14 protein-coding genes are annotated in these 15,732 nt (G+C 60.6%); 9 read left to right on the forward strand and 5 right to left on the reverse strand.

The window, feature by feature from the left end:
• Positions 1-33: 33 nt before the first annotated feature.
• The 4 genes from pgl to ACPYOP_RS23340 form a co-directional block, all read right to left on the reverse strand.
• Positions 34-732, reverse strand: coding sequence for a 6-phosphogluconolactonase (gene pgl, locus ACPYOP_RS23325; protein WP_481412654.1), 699 nt, complete (start codon positions 730-732; stop codon positions 34-36).
• Positions 733-747: 15 nt separating this feature from the next.
• The gene (zwf, locus tag ACPYOP_RS23330) at positions 748-2,223 is read right to left on the reverse strand and encodes a glucose-6-phosphate dehydrogenase (RefSeq protein ID WP_481412655.1); all 1,476 of its coding nucleotides are present in this window, start codon (positions 2,221-2,223) and stop codon (positions 748-750) included.
• Positions 2,224-2,354: 131 nt separating this feature from the next.
• Positions 2,355-3,653 carry an NAD(P)/FAD-dependent oxidoreductase gene (locus ACPYOP_RS23335; RefSeq protein ID WP_481412656.1) on the reverse strand — a complete coding sequence of 433 codons (1,299 nt, stop codon included), beginning with the start codon at positions 3,651-3,653 and terminating at the stop codon, positions 2,355-2,357.
• 12 nt (positions 3,654-3,665) lie between these two features.
• On the reverse strand, positions 3,666-5,102 hold the full coding sequence (locus ACPYOP_RS23340; protein WP_481412657.1) for a glutamine synthetase family protein: 1,437 nt from the start codon (positions 5,100-5,102) through the stop codon (positions 3,666-3,668).
• 137 nt (positions 5,103-5,239) lie between these two features.
• On the opposite strand from ACPYOP_RS23340, the gene ACPYOP_RS23345 reads away from it, so the two are divergent.
• From ACPYOP_RS23345 to ACPYOP_RS23360, 4 genes are all read left to right on the forward strand, one after another.
• Entirely contained in the window at positions 5,240-6,421 is a 1,182-nt protein-coding gene (locus ACPYOP_RS23345; RefSeq protein WP_481412658.1) for a BaiN/RdsA family NAD(P)/FAD-dependent oxidoreductase, read from the forward strand.
• A 72-nt stretch (positions 6,422-6,493) separates the two neighbouring features.
• The gene (locus ACPYOP_RS23350) at positions 6,494-7,006 is read left to right on the forward strand and encodes an ankyrin repeat domain-containing protein (RefSeq protein WP_481412659.1); all 513 of its coding nucleotides are present in this window, start codon (positions 6,494-6,496) and stop codon (positions 7,004-7,006) included.
• A gap of 168 nt (positions 7,007-7,174) precedes the next feature.
• Positions 7,175-7,318, forward strand: a complete 144-nt coding sequence (locus ACPYOP_RS23355; protein ID WP_188112474.1) for a hypothetical protein — start codon at positions 7,175-7,177, stop codon at positions 7,316-7,318.
• A 328-nt stretch (positions 7,319-7,646) separates the two neighbouring features.
• Positions 7,647-10,184 (forward strand): methyl-accepting chemotaxis protein, encoded by a 2,538-nt coding sequence (locus ACPYOP_RS23360; RefSeq protein ID WP_481412660.1) that lies wholly within the window; start codon positions 7,647-7,649, stop codon positions 10,182-10,184.
• Here ACPYOP_RS23360 and ACPYOP_RS23365 read toward each other — a convergent pair.
• Positions 10,160-10,417, reverse strand: a complete 258-nt coding sequence (locus ACPYOP_RS23365; protein WP_481412661.1) for a hypothetical protein — start codon at positions 10,415-10,417, stop codon at positions 10,160-10,162. The genes ACPYOP_RS23360 and ACPYOP_RS23365 overlap by 25 nt on opposite strands.
• Before the next feature lie 88 nt (positions 10,418-10,505).
• Here ACPYOP_RS23365 and ACPYOP_RS23370 point away from each other — a divergent pair, with 88 nt between their 5' ends.
• The 5 genes from ACPYOP_RS23370 to ACPYOP_RS23390 all read left to right on the forward strand — a co-directional run bounded on the left by ACPYOP_RS23370 (position 10,506) and on the right by ACPYOP_RS23390 (position 15,714).
• Positions 10,506-11,378 (forward strand): LysR family transcriptional regulator, encoded by an 873-nt coding sequence (locus ACPYOP_RS23370; protein ID WP_481412662.1) that lies wholly within the window; start codon positions 10,506-10,508, stop codon positions 11,376-11,378.
• Between the two features lie 193 nt (positions 11,379-11,571).
• The gene (locus ACPYOP_RS23375; RefSeq protein WP_481412678.1) at positions 11,572-12,660 is read left to right on the forward strand and encodes a polyamine ABC transporter substrate-binding protein; all 1,089 of its coding nucleotides are present in this window, start codon (positions 11,572-11,574) and stop codon (positions 12,658-12,660) included.
• Between the two features lie 178 nt (positions 12,661-12,838).
• Complete coding sequence (locus tag ACPYOP_RS23380; protein ID WP_481412663.1) at positions 12,839-13,981, forward strand: ABC transporter ATP-binding protein; 1,143 nt, start codon at positions 12,839-12,841, stop codon at positions 13,979-13,981.
• Positions 13,982-13,983: 2 nt separating this feature from the next.
• Positions 13,984-14,895 carry an ABC transporter permease subunit gene (locus ACPYOP_RS23385; RefSeq protein ID WP_481412664.1) on the forward strand — a complete coding sequence of 304 codons (912 nt, stop codon included), beginning with the start codon at positions 13,984-13,986 and terminating at the stop codon, positions 14,893-14,895.
• Between the two features lie 3 nt (positions 14,896-14,898).
• Positions 14,899-15,714, forward strand: coding sequence for an ABC transporter permease subunit (locus tag ACPYOP_RS23390; RefSeq protein WP_481412665.1), 816 nt, complete (start codon positions 14,899-14,901; stop codon positions 15,712-15,714).
• Positions 15,715-15,732 lie beyond the last annotated feature (18 nt).

Here is a 15,732-nt window from a genome sequence, read left to right on the forward strand (position 1 = left end):
TTCAGGGTTCGATGACGAGGCCTGCCGGCCGTATCAAGGAGCCCAATAAATCTCGACCGGAGAAGCGGCCCGGCGCAGCATGGCGCGGATCGGCATCTCGGTTTCCTCGCCTGCTGCCTCCGCCTTGGCAAGGACATCCTTCTTGCCTTCTCCCTCGATATGGAGCACCAGCAATCGGGCATCCTGAAGGCTGGAGAAAGTGAATGTCAGGCGCGGCTCGCCGGCACCTTCCGCTTCCATCGTGATGATGCCGCGCGGGGTGTTCGGATCAAGTGCGGTTGCGAGATTGCTGCCGCCCGGAAAGAAAGAAGCCGTGTGGCCGTCATTGCCCATGCCGAGGATGGCAACATCGAAGGGATGGCCGACGGCATTGGTCTTTTCCGTGGCGATGGCGGCGGCCTCCTCGACGGAGGCCGCGGCCTGATAGAGCGGAAGGAAGCTGGCGGCTGCCGCCTTGTCCTTCAGCAGGTTTTCCTGAACGAGCAGATGGTTCGAGCGTGGATTGTCCGCCGGCACGAACCGTTCGTCGACGAGGGTAACCGTCACCTTGTCCCAGTCGATCGAGCGCGACGACAGCACCTGAAAGAAGGCCTTCGGCGTCGAGCCGCCGGAGACCGCGATGCTTGCGGAGCCGCGCGCGGCGATGCCGGCCGAAAGGGTCTCGGCCACCTTGTCCGCGAGCTTGCCGGCGAGTTCGGCACCATTGGCAAAAGCATGCATGTTCGCTGTCATCGTTATCGTCCCGGATTAGATATCGTCGTGCCAGGTGCGGCCGTCACGCTCGATGAGCGCGATGGCCTGGCTCGGACCCCAGGTGCCGGCCGTATAGCCCTGCACCTGCTGGCTGGCTTCTTCCCAACCCTTGAGGATCGGATCCACCCACTTCCAAGCGGCTTCCACTTCGTCGCGGCGCATGAACAGCGTCTGGTTGGAGCGGATGACGTCCATCAGCAGACGCTCGTAGGCGTCCGGATTGCGGACGTTGAAGGCCGAGGCGAAGCTCATGTCGAGCGAGACGTTGCGCAGGCGCATGCCTCCCGGACCCGGATCCTTGATCATCAGCGACTGCTTGACGCCTTCGTCCGGCTGCAGGCGGATGATGAGCTGGTTGGCAACAATGCGACCGGCGGCCTGATCGAAGATGGTATGCGGGATGTGCTTGAAGGTGATGACGATCTCCGACATGCGGCCGGCAAGGCGCTTGCCGGTGCGGATGTAGAAGGGAACGCCCGCCCAGCGCCAGTTGCCGATCTCGGCCTTGATGGCGACGAAGGTTTCGGTGTTGGAGACGCCGCCTTCCAGCTCGTCGAGATAGCCTTTGACGGGGCCGCCCGCCGAAGCACCGGCGCGATACTGGCCACGAACGGTCGCCTGCTCGACGTTGGACGCGTCGATCGGCTTCAGCGCACGCAGGACCTTCAGCTTCTCGTCGCGAACGGCTTCCGAATCCATGGAGGAGGGGATTTCCATCGCGGTCAAGCAGAGGAGCTGCAGGATATGGTTCTGCACCATGTCGCGCAGGGCGCCGGCCGTGTCGTAGTAGCCGGCGCGGCCTTCGAGACCGACCGATTCCGCCACCGTGATCTGCACATGGTCGATATGGTTGGCGTTCCACAGCGGTTCGTAGAGAGCATTGGCAAAGCGCAGCGCCATCAGGTTCTGCACGGTTTCCTTGCCGAGATAGTGGTCGATGCGGAAGATCTGCTCTTCCTTGAAGACCTTGCCGATCGTGTCGTTCAGCTGCAGGGCGGAAGCGAGGTCGCGGCCGATCGGCTTTTCGACGACGATGCGGGTCTGCTTGGTGATCAGCTTGTGATCGTGGATCTTCTGCGAGATGTCGCCGAAGATGCCCGGAGCGACGGCGAGATAGAAGGCGCGCACGCGCTCCTTGCCTTCGTCGAGAATCTTCTTGAGCTGATCCCAGCCGGCGTCGCTGCGTGCGTCGACGGGCACATAGAACAGGCGAGCCAGGAACTTCTTGACTTCGGCTTCGTCATATTCGCCCTTCTTCAGGTGTTCCTTGAGGGCGGCGTCGGCGAATTTGCGATATTCTTCATTGGAAAGCGCGCTGCGCGAAGCGCCGATAATGCGGGTCGGCTCGGAAAACTGGCCTTCGACCTGGCGGTGATAAAGGGCGGGCAGGAGCTTGCGCTCCGCAAGGTCGCCACTGCCGCCGAAAACGACATAATCAAATGGTTCAACGGGAATGATTTGGCTGCTCATGAGCTATCTCTCAATCGGTCTTGGTTGAGGCCCCTTTTAATCTAATCGATTTAAAAAGGCCAGTGTGCATCGCAAAATTCAGACTCGGTTTTTAGAGCGGATTGCCGGTGGAAGAAATCATCTTCCGGTTTTTAAAACCTGTCGCGCAACGCAAACCACGAGAGCGCCAGGAACAGCAGAGGCGCCCGCATGCGCGCACCGCCGGGGAAGGGCGGAATGTTCAGCTCCTTGAAGAGATGAAGCTCATCCGCATTCCCGAGAACCATTTTCGCATAGAGTTTACCGCAATAGTTTGACAGCATCACCCCATGACCGGAATAGCCGCCGATCGAAGTCACGCCCGGCATGACCTCGCGCACGAAAGGCTGGCGCGGCATGGTGATGCCGACCGAGCCGCCCCAAGCATAATCGATCTTGATATCGCTGAGAGCCGGATAGATTTCCGTAATCTGCCTGCGGATGTGCTGCGTTATGTCGCGCGGATTGTCCGATGTATAGGCTTCGCGCCCGCCGAACAGCAGGCGCCCATCCTTCGATTTGCGGAAATAGCGCACGACGAACCGCGAATCGGCCACGGCCTCGTTGCCGGGAAGAACCTGCGGGAAGCGATCGAGCGGTTGAGTGGCGCCGATAAAGGAGCGGATCGGCATGACGTGACTCGCGGTCACCGGTTCGAGGTTGCCGATATAGCCGTTGCAGGCGATGAGCACCCGGTCGGCCGTGATCGCGCCGCCATCCGTTTCGATGATCGTCTTGCCGCTCGCTTGCCGGAAGGTCTTCGCCTTGGTCATTTCGAAGAGGGAAGCGCCGGCTTCGGCGGCGACGCGTGCAAGTCCGATCAGCAGTTTCAGCGGATGGATATGGCCCGTGCCCATGTCCCGGACGCCGTAGAGATAGAATTGCGAGCCTAGCCGCTCCTGGGTCTCGGCCTGATCCATGAATTTCACATGCGGATAGCCGTAGCGGGTCGCTGCGATCTCCGCATTGTCCATGTAGTCGCGCTTGTAACCGCGCTTGTGCGTGACATTCATCTGGCCGGGCAGGAAATCGATGTCGATGCCGTGCTCGGATGCAAAACCTAGAAGATGGCGCTTGGCGTCCTCGGCCAAGTCGAAGAGGGCTTTCGAGCGTTCGTAGCCGATCTTCTCTTCCATCTCTTCCGGCCACCAGCGCTGGCCGGTGCCGAGCTGGCCGCCGTTGCGGCCGGAGGCACCGTCGCCGAAGCGGTTGGCGTCGATCAGAACGACGTCGACACCGCCCTTGGCGAGGTAATAGGCGGCCTGCAGGCCGGTATAGCCGCCGCCAATGATCGCGACGTCGGCCCGGCGCGAACCGTCGAGCCTTGGATAGCTCGCACGCGGGCCGACGGTTGCCTGGTAGAAGGAAAGGCCCGGCGCAATCGGGCTCTGCCATGTTTCCTGCAGCGTCATGGGCAGCTCCCCTCACACGTTGAGCAGAAGGAATTCCCGCTCCCACGGGCTGATCACCTGCATGAAGGTTTCGAATTCGCCGCGCTTGACGCCGGCATAGATGTCGATGAAGTCCTTGCCGAGGACCTCCTCGAAGGCCGGCTCGTCTTCCAGGAGCGCAATGGCTTCGAGAAGCCCGCGCGGCAGGTCGATGGAGCCTTCATTGGCCGAATCCTCGGTCGGCGCCGTCGGCTCCACCTTTTTCATGATGCCGAGCAGGCCGGAGGCGAGCGAGGCGGCGAGCGCCAGATAGGGGTTGGCGTCGGAGCTCGGCAGCCTGTTTTCGACGCGCCGTGCCTGCGGATCGGAAACCGGCACGCGGAAGGCCGTGGTGCGGTTGTCGTAGCCCCAGGCATTGTTGACCGGACAGGACATGTTCGGCGCCAGCCGGCGATAGGAATTCACGTAGGGCGCGAGCATGGCGAGCGCATTCGGAACGTAGCGCTGCATGCCGCCGATGAAATGAAAGAACTCCTGCGAAGGGCTGCCATCCGGATTGGTGAAGACATTCTTGCCGGTATCGATGTTCACGACCGACTGATGGATATGCATCGCGGAGCCTGCCTGGCTCTGCATCGGCTTGGCCATGAAGGTCGCGTAGATGCCGTGCTTCAGCGCCGCCTCGCGAATGGTGCGCTTGAACATGAATACCTGGTCGGCAAGTTCGATCGGGTCGCCATGGCGCAGGTTGATCTCGAGCTGCGCCGGCCCCTCTTCATGGATCAGCGTATCGATCTCGAGACCCTGCTTCTCCGAGAAATGGTAGATATCGTCGATCAGTTCGTCGAACTCGTTGATGCCGGCAATCGAATAGCCCTGTCCGCCGAGGATCGAGCGGCCGGAGCGGCCCTTCGGGGGATGCAGCGGATAGTCCGGATCATCATTCTTGGCGACGAGATAGAATTCGATCTCGGGCGCGACCACCGGCTTCCACCCGCGCTCGCGGTAGAGGCCCATGATCCGCTTTAAGAGATTGCGCGGCGTGTAGGACACCGCGTGCCCTTCGGAATTGACGATATCGCAGATCACCTGCGCCGTCGGATCGCTCTCCCAGGGCACGACAGAAAGCGTCGAAAGATCGGGCACCAGCTTCAGGTCGCTGTCGCGCGGCTCATAGCGGAAGCTCTCCGTCTCCTCCGGATATTCGCCGGAAATCGTATGCCGATAGATCGCCGAGGGCAGTGCCAGCGACGTATTGGAGGTGAATTTCGAAGTCGGCATCATCTTGCCGCGCGGTACGCCCGCAAGGTCCGGCGTGATGCATTCTATGTCCTCGATCCCGCGTGCCCGCAGCCATTGAGCTGCCTCTTTCCAATTTGCCACGCCGCGTGCCGATCTCAGACTGGGAGGAACCGTAGGGATTTTCGAGACAGGCACGGAAGCTTTCAGCGGGGTCTTTCTCGCGGGCATAAAACACCGTATTTGCGTTTGTCGGAGACTGCATCATAACCGCAGTTTGCCAATTGGCGAGGGGGAAACCGCTCGGACTTTCGCCGTATGATGGAAAAGGAAACGAGAGAGCGCGGCGAAGAATGAAGGGCTGAAGCGTGGTTGGCAGATATGATGTGATCGTCCTCGGTGCGGGCGCGGCGGGCATGATGTGCGCCATCCGGGCCGGCCAGCGCGGGCGCTCCGTCGTCGTGCTCGATCATGCCGGCGCACCCGGCGAAAAGATCCGCATTTCCGGCGGCGGTCGCTGCAACTTCACCAATATCAATGCCGGTCCGAGGAACTTCCTGTCCGCCAATCCGCATTTCGCCAAATCGGCGTTGGCGCGCTTCACGCCGAGGGATTTCCTGGCCATGGTCGAGCGCCACGGCATTGCCTGGCATGAGAAAACGCTCGGCCAGCTCTTCTGCGATAACAGCGCCAAGGACGTCATCCGCATGTTGACGGACGAGATGCGGGCGGCTGGCGCGCAGCTCCGGTTGCGAACCGAGATCGGCGGCATCGAGCAAACAGCTGGCGGCTATCGCATCAGCACGTCCGAAGGCGTTCTCGAAGCGTCCTCGCTGGTCATCGCGACGGGCGGCAAGTCGATCCCCAAAATGGGGGCTACCGGCTTTGCCTATCGCATCGCCGAGCAATTCGGATTGCCCGTTGTCGAGACCCGGCCGGGCCTCGTGCCGATGACGCTCGATCCGCAATTGCTTCAGCACCTGGCGCCGCTGTCGGGCATTGCCGCGCCCGCCGAAATCCGCCACGGCAAGACAGCGTTCCGCGAGGCTCTTCTCTTCACCCATCGCGGCCTCAGCGGCCCCGCCATTCTGCAGATTTCCTCCTATTGGCGGGAAGGTGAGGACATTACCGTCGTGATCGAGCCCGATATCGACTTATTCGAGCTTCTCAAGAAGGCCAAGCAGGTGAATGGCAGGCAATCCGCGCAGACGGCCCTTGCCGAAATCCTGCCAAAACGGCTGGCGCAGCATTTCGTCGAGAGCGAAGGCATATCGGGCAATATGGCCGATCAATCCGACAAGCGCCTACAGCAGCTCGCATCATCAATCCAGTCCTGGTCGGTCAAGCCGTCGGGGTCTGAAGGCTATCGCACGGCGGAGGTGACGCTGGGCGGCATCGATACGGACTGCCTCGATTCGCGGACGATGCAGGTGAAAACCGTCCCCGGCCTCTTCTTCATCGGCGAATGCGTCGATGTGACGGGTTGGCTCGGCGGTTATAATTTCCAATGGGCCTGGGCCTCCGGCCATGTCGCTGGCGAGGCGGCGTGAATCGACCTTGCCAACAGGCCGCGAAACAGGCAAAGAGCATCTCCAACGCGAAGATACTCGATGGAGACAATCATGACGTTTAAGGCCCTGCTATTCCGCGGCGCAGTTCTTTCAGGCATCGTTGCGGCCATGACGATGTCGCTCAGCATGCTTGCCGTCACGGCATCGAGTGCCAGCGCTGCTTCCGCGCAATGTAAGAAGCTGGATCCGAACGGCCAGGATGCGGGTGGTGATACGAATTTCGCCCTTGCGATCCGCGACAAGAAGGGCGACGTCGTCAAGAAGATGCTGGCTTGCGGCGCCAAGCTGGACATGAAGACGACGGAGGGCTGGTATCCGCTGCATACCGCCGCCTATTACGGTCCCGCCGACATGATCGATCTTCTGGTTTCCAAGGGCGCCGACGTCAATGCGCGCGGCGATTACGATGGCTGGACGCCGTTGCACATGGCGAGCCAGCAGGATGATCCGGCTCTCGTCAAGGCCTTGCTGAAGGATGGCGCCGACAAGACTATCAAGTCCGCCTCCGGCAAGACCGCAGCCGAAATGGCGACCGATCCCGCCATCGCGGCATTGCTGAAGTAACGCGCGCGCCGGCCGCACGATATCGGGTCGGTAACCGATGCGTGCGACGCCCGCGACGAACCTCTGGTTTTAGCGTTTTCTTTTCCTACATTTATATTCTCTACATTGCCTGTTGCGGAAACGGCGTTTTGGCGGTTATCGTGTCAGTGCGGAAATGGGAATATACTCATGAACAGAACAAAGCGTCGCGCTCGCGCCATTGCAATCGCTCAGACCCAAGACAATGCCAAGCTCCTGGCGGCAAGGCTTCTGATGTTGGCGACCGGCGTGACAGCCGCCTGCATCGCCTACCTCGCGGTACGCGGCTTCTGATCCGTTAGCTGCTTCGTTATTCTTGGCCGTCGCCGGAACGACGGCCTATGCTCGCGCACAAATATAGGTTTTACCATCCGCTTTTCAGCGTTTGATTGTGTGTTGCGAGCCCACACAACGCCCTTATCTGAAAATTAATTAATCAGACCGACAATTCCCGACGATTTCATGGGGCGCTCTACTGCATGATAGAGCCGAAGCAATGATTGCTTCCCGACATTATACTCGGTAGCCCCGCCTGCGGATATTTCAAGAACGATGGTTATACATCCGGTCAGCGCCGAGGTGGCGTCGACGGGGGAGCGGCATGTGAGAGGTCTGAGCCACTATGTTCATTGATAAGATATTGTCGCGTTTCAAGATCAAGACGAAGGTCCTCATATTCGTCCTGCCGTTCGTCATCAGCATTTCCGCCGTTGGCCTCACCGGGCTTTACGCGTCGGGACTGCTCCAGGGGCGCATGGAGATTTCCAACAGCGTGTTGCAGTCGCTGACCGGCTTCAAGAATCTCTACGGCTCCATGGACGACTTCCTGCGCATCACCAATACGCAGCAGCGCGACAAACTCTACCAGGATATCAAGTCGCAGCAGGGCGTGTTGAATACCACTCTCGGCCAGCTCGGTGCGGATGCGGATGGCCGTGACAATCTGACCGAAGCCACCGCCAAGACCGCTGATATGGCAAATCTCGTCGGCCGGCTATGGACGCTGCATGAGCAGGAAGTCTCGCTGCGCAAGACGATCGACGATGCGCAGAGGGCATTGATCAGTGCCCGCTTCAACGTCAATTTCAACAGCCAGCAGCTGGAAGACCGGATGCGCCAGGACCAGGCGGACGCGACCTCCACGCTGCGTTCCGCCGACCGTCTGCTGAAGGGCGGCGATATGCTGGCCTCCGTTGCCGAAGACTTCAACAAGGCGGCGACGTCGGCCGACAAGGTCAAACTCCTGAAGGACCGGCTGCCGGACCTGAACAAGGCACAGCGCTCCATCGATCTTGCCTTGCCGCAGAACCAGAAGAGCGTGGTTCAGTCGCTGGTGAGCACGATCAAGGAACTTGCTGCTTTCACGGAAAGCACCGATGTGCCGACAGACGACACCATCGCGGGCATCAGCCGGCTGCTGTCGCGCTTCCGTCAGACTTCGACCTATACGCAGCTGGCGGCAACGCAGATGATGCGCCAGGCCACCACGACCTTCGTATCGCTCGACGCCCGCGTCGCGCAGACCAATTCGGTCCTGCAGGACACGCGCCGCCTCGAGGACTCGGTCTATTCGCTGCAGCTCGTTCTGGCGGATTTCAACGCCAACACGAATAAAGACAATCTCGTCCGCCTGCGCCAGGAAATCTCCAAGCTCGGCGGCGATATCGATACGCTGAACCAGAGCGCCAAGAGCATGGATTTCGCCAGCGACATCGATGCAGCCATTCGCCCGGCGATCAAGTCTATGGACGAAGCCAGCGGCAAGCTGGTCGACACCATCACGCGGCGCATCGGCGAATATGCGAGCGCCCGCCAGCAGCTCGATCAGGTCTGGAGCCAGCTCACCGCCTTCGCCGAAACGCAGAAGCAGAGCGCGGGCACCGAACGCAATCAGGCGAATTACATTTCCATCCTGGCAACCGCCCTCGGCATCATCCTTTCGGTTGCCGGCGGCATCGCGCTCGTCCTGACGCTGCAGCGCCCGATCGGCCAGATCACCGCCGCCATGCGCCGCATCGCCGACGGCATGCTGGAGACCGCGATTTCCGGTGAGCAGCGCCGCGACGAAATCGGCGACATGGCCCGGGCGCTTGGCATCTTCAAGGACAATGCCATCTCGAAGATCCGCATCGAGGAGCAGAGCGACGAGGAGCGTACCGCCGCGGAACACGAGCGCCAGCGCAACGACGCCGAGAAGCGCGAGCTCGACCGCCAGATCGACTACGCCGTCAGCGAGCTTGCGGCGGGCCTCGGCCGCCTCGCCCAGGGCGATATCTCCTCGGCCATCGAAACGCCCTTCATCGGCCGTCTCGAACAGCTCCGTCAGGACTTCAACAGCTCGCTCTCGCGTCTGCAGGAAACGCTGAGCCAGGTGCGCGACAATGTCGAGATGATCCAGAGCAACGGCAACCAGATGGCCGCTTCCGCCGAGGATCTGTCAAAGCGTACAGAGCAGCAGGCTGCCTCGCTGGAGCAGACCGCCGCCGCCGTCGACCAAATCACCAACACGGTCCGCTCCTCCGCCGAGCGCGCCAAGGATGCGGATGCGATCGTGCGCGAGGCCAAGCGCAGCGCCGATGACAGCTCCGTCGTCGTCGGCAACGCCATCGATGCGATGTCTCGCATCGAGGACGCTTCACGCCGGATCGAGCAGATCATCGGCGTCATCGACGAGATCGCCTTTCAGACCAACCTTCTGGCGCTCAATGCCGGCATCGAAGCCGCCCGCGCTGGCGACGCCGGCAAAGGTTTCGCCGTTGTCGCCATGGAAGTGCGCGAGCTGGCACAGCGCTCAGCCGCTGCCGCCAAGGAAATCAAGGGGCTGATCAACAAGTCAACCGAAGAGGTCGCCTCCGGTTCGCAGTTCGTGCAGGAGGCCGGTTCGGTGCTCGCGCAGATCAGCAGCCAGATCGTGACGATCAGCCAGCATGTGGAAATGATCGCCCATGCCAGCCACGATCAGGCAAGCGCCCTGCAGGAGGTCAATTCCTCGGTCAATCACATGGACCAGATGACGCAGCAGAATGCCGGCATGGTGGAGGAAACCACGGCAGCAAGCCGCGAGCTGGCCTCCGAAGCCGACGCCCTGCTGCACCTGATCCAGCAGTTCAAGATCGAGGCCGGATACAGCGTCGGCTATATTCGGGAGCAGGCAGCCTGACCGCTGCAACTGTTGCCATCACGGGCGGATCGGCCAATTTTCGGCCGGTCCGCCTTTTCTATTGGTTTGTGACGGGCGCTTAAAGTGGCAATCATCCGTTCGATCCACAGGAAGAGGCGCGGCGTCTCGCGCCCGTAGTCGAGGTAGAAGAGATCCTCCTTCCGGCGCCATTGCTCTTCGCGTGCCCGGCTTTGTATTTCGATGGCCTTGGCCAAAGCGATGCTGTCAAGCATGAGATGTCTCCATGGATTTGAGCATCTCCTTAACTACACATGAGAATTTGCTTCATAAAGAGCCGTTTTCACCCTATGTTTTTCAATTATGAAAAACACCACATGGGATTCCTATCAGCTCTTTCTCGATGTTGCCCGCGGCGGCGGACTGACGGGAGCGGTCGCTTCGAGCGGCCTCAGCCCCGCAACGATCGGCCGGCGGATGCTGGAGTTGGAGGGGAAGATCGGCCGGCCGCTCTTCGAACGCAGCCAGGCCGGCTACACGCTGACCGGCGATGGTCGGGCGCTGTTCGATCAGCTGCTGGAGATGGAGGCCGCCGCCCGCAAGGTCGACAGCTGGCAGCGTGATGCTCAGGGCATGTCCGTCGTCCGCATCGCCGCCGGCACATGGGTCGGCTGGCTGCTCAGTCAGAACATGCCGACGATCTGTTCGGAGCGGGACGGATTCCGCATCGATCTGCATCTCGGCGAACGCCGCGCCAGCCTTGCCCATCGCGAAAGCGATATCGGCATCCGCGCCTTCGAGCCGGAGGAGGCCAATCTCGCCGCCATCAAGATCGGTGACGTCGCCTATGCCGCCTATCAGGCCCGCAATATGCGCTTTGCCGGCCCGCAGCGCTGGATTGCGGTGGCGGAGGAGGCGGCGGTGTCGGCCTATCTGCGCTGGCCCTATCAAAACAGGCGGGAGGAGATCGCCTTCACGGTCAGCCGCCCGCGCTCGCTTCATGATCTCGTACTTGCGGGGTCGGGTATTGCGGTTCTACCCTGCTTCGTCGGTGATCAGGAGCCGAGGCTGGAGCGGGTTGGCGAAGAAATCCCGTCTCTCCGTCACCGGCAATGGATCGTCATTAACAATGCCGACCGCCATCGCAGGGAAATCCGCACCGTGGTCGACCGGATGGCCAAGCTCTTGAAAAGTCATGCTGAGCTGTTTGCAGGCAAGCGCCCGACCTATGCGTGACGGCCCGCCTCGACCTCCGCTTTCCCGTGCCCGGACGTGCCTTGCGGACGATGGACGGCAAAAAGGCGAAAGAGTGTAAGCTCACGCTTTTCCCCTTGTCGCCTTCTGATTTCCTTTCTAGTCTAACGGGAAAAACAGAGGGTTGGGTGTCGCCTGGATGCCCTTGAACAAAACAGGAGAGACTATGAAGTCCATGTTCGCACGGCTTGCAGCAACGGCGTTCGCGGTCGTTTCGCTGGCAACGGTCGCTCAGGCGGAAGACAAAGTCGTCAATATCTACAACTGGTCGGATTACATAGATAATTCGATCCTCGCGGATTTCACTAAGGAAACCGGCATCAAGGTCGTCTACGACACCTTCGATCAGAACGAGACCTTGGAAACCAAGCTGCTTGCCGGCAAGACAGGCTACGACATCGTCGTGCCGACGGCCTACTTCCTGCAGCGCCAGATCAAGGCCGGCGTCTTCCAGAAGCTCGACAAGTCCAAACTGCCTAATATCTCCAACATGTGGGATACGGTGCAGCAGCGCATCGCCACCTACGACCCCGGCAACCAGTACGCCATCGACTATATGTGGGGCACGAGCGGCGTCGGCTACAATGTCGACAAGGTGAAGCAGATCCTCGGCACCGACGAGGCGCCCGACATCGACGTGATCTTCGATCCCAAACTTGCCGCCAAGTTCAAGGATTGCGGCATCTATGTGCTGGACTCTCCGACCGACGTTATTCCGGCAGCCTTGCGCTATCTGGGTCTCGATCCGAATTCGACCAAGCAGGAAGACTTCAAGAAGGCCGAAGCGCTTTTGACCTCGATCCGGCCCTTCGTGCGCAAGTTTCACTCTTCCGAATATATCAACGCGCTCGCCAACGGCGATATCTGCCTGGCGTTTGGCTATTCCGGCGATGTGCTGCAGGCACGCAACCGCGCTACGGAGGCCAAGAACGGCGTGAATATCAGCTATGCAATCCCCAAGAAGGGTGCGCAGATGTGGTTCGACGTCATGGCGATCCCCGCGGATGCGCCGCATGTCGAAGAGGCGCATATCTTCCTCGACTATATCATGAAGCCGGAAGTCATCGCCAAGGCCAGCAACTTCACCGCCTATGCCAACGGCAACAAGGCATCGCAGCAGTTCGTGAGCAAGGACGTGCTGGAAGATCCGTCCGTTTATCCGACCGACGCGGTTCGCGAGAAACTGTACACGCTGACCCCTTGGGACTCTAAAACGCAGCGCGTGGCGACGCGCTTGTGGACAAAGGTCACGACAGGCCAATAAATCGAAGCGGCCCGGACGGCAACGTCCGGGCCTTTTCTTATAAGACAAAAATGATGAGCGTGCCGGGGTGGGGAAGAGCCGGCGCCAACGCATTTTCAGGAAAAGTGCGCAGCGGTTTTCCGTCCGGAATGCGGAAATACTTTAGGAAAGCCCGCCCGGCATTCATTTGGGGATAAATATGAAGTCACTCGGTAATATCCGGCGTTCCTTTGCTCCATGGATCGACCCTTCGGCAAAGCCATATATTTCCTTCAAGAACGTGACCAAGAAGTTCGGTGATTTCATCGCCGTCGATAATCTCTCCCTGAATATCTACAACCGTGAATTTTTTGCTCTTTTGGGCGCCTCCGGCTGCGGCAAGTCCACGCTGCTGCGCATGCTCGCTGGCTTCGAGCAGCCGACGACGGGCGAGATCGTACTCGACGGTCAAGATCTTGCCGGCACGCCGCCCTATCGCCGCCCCGTCAACATGATGTTCCAGTCCTATGCGCTTTTTCCGCATATGTCGGTGGAGAAGAACATAGCCTTCGGCCTTAGGCAGGACGGCATGCCGAAGGCCGAGATCGACGATCGCGTCGCGCAGATGCTGAAGCTCGTCAAGCTGGAGCAATTCGCCAAGCGCAAGCCCAACCAGCTGTCCGGCGGCCAGCGCCAGCGCGTGGCCTTGGCCCGCTCGCTTGCCAAGCGCCCGAAGGTGCTGCTGCTCGACGAACCGCTCGGCGCGCTCGACAAGAAGCTGCGCGAAGAGACCCAGTTCGAACTGATGGATCTGCAGCAGAGCCTGGGGTTGACCTTCGTCGTCGTGACCCACGATCAGGAAGAAGCAATGACCATGGCCGACCGCATCGCGGTCATGAGCCATGGCAAGGTGGTGCAGGTGGCAACCCCCGCCGAGATCTACGAGGCGCCCAATTGCCGCTTCGTCGCCGACTTCATCGGTGATGTGAACATCCTCGACGGCAACGTCACCTCGGCGCAATCAGGCATCGTCGAGATATCGGTCGATTCGGGCTTTGCGGTGCGCACCGCCGCCGGCGATATGCCGTCGGCCGGAAGCCGCGCCAGCCTCGCCATTCGTCCGGAAAAGCTTCGGGTGTCGCCGCGCCCGCCCGCCAACGCATCCCTCAATGCCGCCGAAGGCGAGATATGGGATATCGCCTATCTCGGCGACATGACAGTTTTCCACGTCAAGCTGAAGAACGGGCAAGTGGTCAAGGCCTCGTCACTGAACGCCGTGCGCGCAGTGGAAGAGCCTTTCGCCTACGACCAGAACGTCTGGGTCTCCTTCGACGAAAATGCCGGCGTCTTGCTGAAGGATTGATCATGAGAGCGCTCGGTTCCCTAATCTATCAGCGCCTCGTCATCGTCGTTCCCTATGCCTGGTTGCTGATCTTTTTCCTTGCGCCCTTCCTCATCGTCTTCCGCATCTCGCTGTCGACGAAGGCGCTGTCGGTTCCGCCCTATGATCCATCGTTTGCCTGGAGCGACAGCTTCGGCGACTGGTGGGACAAGCTGCAGACCATGTCGTTCGACAACTACCTATGGCTGACCGGCGATCCGCTCTACATGAATGCCTACATTCAGAGCCTTCAGATCGCCGGCATTTCGACGCTGTTGACGCTGATCATTGCCTATCCCATCGCCTATGGCATGGCGCAGGCGCCGCGCACGCTTCGGCCGACACTTCTGATGCTGGTCATCCTGCCCTTCTGGACGAGCTTCCTGATCCGCGTCTATTCCTGGATGTCGATCCTCAGCACGACGGGTCTCCTGAACCAGCTGCTGATGGGTCTCGGCATCATCCACCAGCCGCTTGTCATCCTCAACACCAACACCGCCGTCTATATCGGCATGGTCTATTCCTATCTGCCCTTCATGATTTTGCCGCTCTATGCCGCGCTGGAGAAGATGGACGGCACGTTGATCGAGGCGGCGCAGGATCTCGGCTGCGCGCCGATCGGTGCTTTCTGGCGCGTCACCTTTCCGCTCTCGCTTCCCGGTGTTGTCGCCGGCTGCATGCTGGTCTTCATCCCCGCCGTCGGCGAGTTCGTCATTCCCGACCTACTCGGTGGCTCCGAGACCCTGATGATCGGCAAGGTGCTCTGGACGGAATTCTACAGCAATACCGACTGGCCGCTGGCCTCGGCGGTGGCGACCATCCTGCTTCTGGTGCTGGTGGTGCCCATCGTCTTCTTCCAGCATTTCCAGGCCAAGGCCGACGAGAAGGGGAGATAATAAATGATCCGCTGGTCCCGCTTCAACATCGTCTCCGTCACGCTCGGCCTCGCCTTCCTCTACCTGCCGATCCTGCTGCTGGTCATCTATTCCTTCAACAGCTCCCGGCTGGTCACGGTCTGGGGCGGCTTCTCGACGCAATGGTACGTGCATCTCTTCAGCAACGACACCATGCTGAATGCCGCCTGGCTGACGGTGCGCATCGCGCTCCTGTCGGCAACGATTGCCACCGTGCTCGGCACCTTCGCGGCGATCACGCTGGTGCGCTATACGCGCTTCCGCGGCCGCATTCTGTTTTCCGGCATGATCTATGCGCCGCTGGTCATGCCCGATGTCATCACCGGCTTGTCGCTGCTGCTGCTCTTCGTCACATCTGGTGTCGATCGCGGCTTCTGGACGATCGTCATGGCGCATACGACGCTGACCATGTGCTTCGTCGCCGTCGTCGTGCAGTCGCGCCTGCTGACTTTCGATCGATCGATCGAGGAGGCGGCGCTGGATCTGGGCGCGCCGCCGGTGCGCACCTTCTTCGAGGTAACGCTACCGATCATCGCTCCGGCCGTCTTTTCGGGCTGGGTGCTGGCCTTGACGCTCTCGCTCGATGATCTGGTGATCGCGACCTTCGCATCCGGTGCCGGCGCCAAGACGTTGCCGATGTTGATCTATAGCCAGGTCAAGCTCGGTGTCACGCCTGAGATCAACGCCATCTGCACCATCCTGATTGGTGTCGTCGCCGTCGGCGTCATCTGCGCCTCCATCGTCACGAAGCGCCGTGAAGTGCAGCGTCAGAGGGACGAGCAGGCAGCCGCCGCTGCCTGAGGCGCGACGGTCGAAAAA

It is taken from the genome of Rhizobium sp. KNZ2-6A, from assembly GCF_056755475.1.

Excerpts from the sequence above, each read along its gene's own strand:
- pgl (WP_481412654.1), bottom strand. The coding sequence starts at position 732 with ATGACAGCGAACATGCATGCTTTTGCCAATGGTGCCGAACTCGCCGGC.
- zwf (WP_481412655.1), bottom strand. The coding sequence starts at position 2,223 with ATGAGCAGCCAAATCATTCCCGTTGAACCATTTGATTATGTCGTTTTC.
- ACPYOP_RS23335 (WP_481412656.1), bottom strand. The coding sequence starts at position 3,653 with ATGACGCTGCAGGAAACATGGCAGAGCCCGATTGCGCCGGGCCTTTCC.
- ACPYOP_RS23340 (WP_481412657.1), bottom strand. The coding sequence starts at position 5,102 with ATGCCCGCGAGAAAGACCCCGCTGAAAGCTTCCGTGCCTGTCTCGAAA.
- ACPYOP_RS23350 (WP_481412659.1), top strand. The coding sequence starts at position 6,494 with ATGACGTTTAAGGCCCTGCTATTCCGCGGCGCAGTTCTTTCAGGCATC.
- ACPYOP_RS23355 (WP_188112474.1), top strand. The coding sequence starts at position 7,175 with ATGAACAGAACAAAGCGTCGCGCTCGCGCCATTGCAATCGCTCAGACC.
- ACPYOP_RS23360 (WP_481412660.1), top strand. The coding sequence starts at position 7,647 with ATGTTCATTGATAAGATATTGTCGCGTTTCAAGATCAAGACGAAGGTC.
- ACPYOP_RS23365 (WP_481412661.1), bottom strand. The coding sequence starts at position 10,417 with ATGCTTGACAGCATCGCTTTGGCCAAGGCCATCGAAATACAAAGCCGG.
- ACPYOP_RS23370 (WP_481412662.1), top strand. The coding sequence starts at position 10,506 with ATGAAAAACACCACATGGGATTCCTATCAGCTCTTTCTCGATGTTGCC.
- ACPYOP_RS23375 (WP_481412678.1), top strand. The coding sequence starts at position 11,572 with ATGTTCGCACGGCTTGCAGCAACGGCGTTCGCGGTCGTTTCGCTGGCA.
- ACPYOP_RS23380 (WP_481412663.1), top strand. The coding sequence starts at position 12,839 with ATGAAGTCACTCGGTAATATCCGGCGTTCCTTTGCTCCATGGATCGAC.
- ACPYOP_RS23385 (WP_481412664.1), top strand. The coding sequence starts at position 13,984 with ATGAGAGCGCTCGGTTCCCTAATCTATCAGCGCCTCGTCATCGTCGTT.
- ACPYOP_RS23390 (WP_481412665.1), top strand. The coding sequence starts at position 14,899 with ATGATCCGCTGGTCCCGCTTCAACATCGTCTCCGTCACGCTCGGCCTC.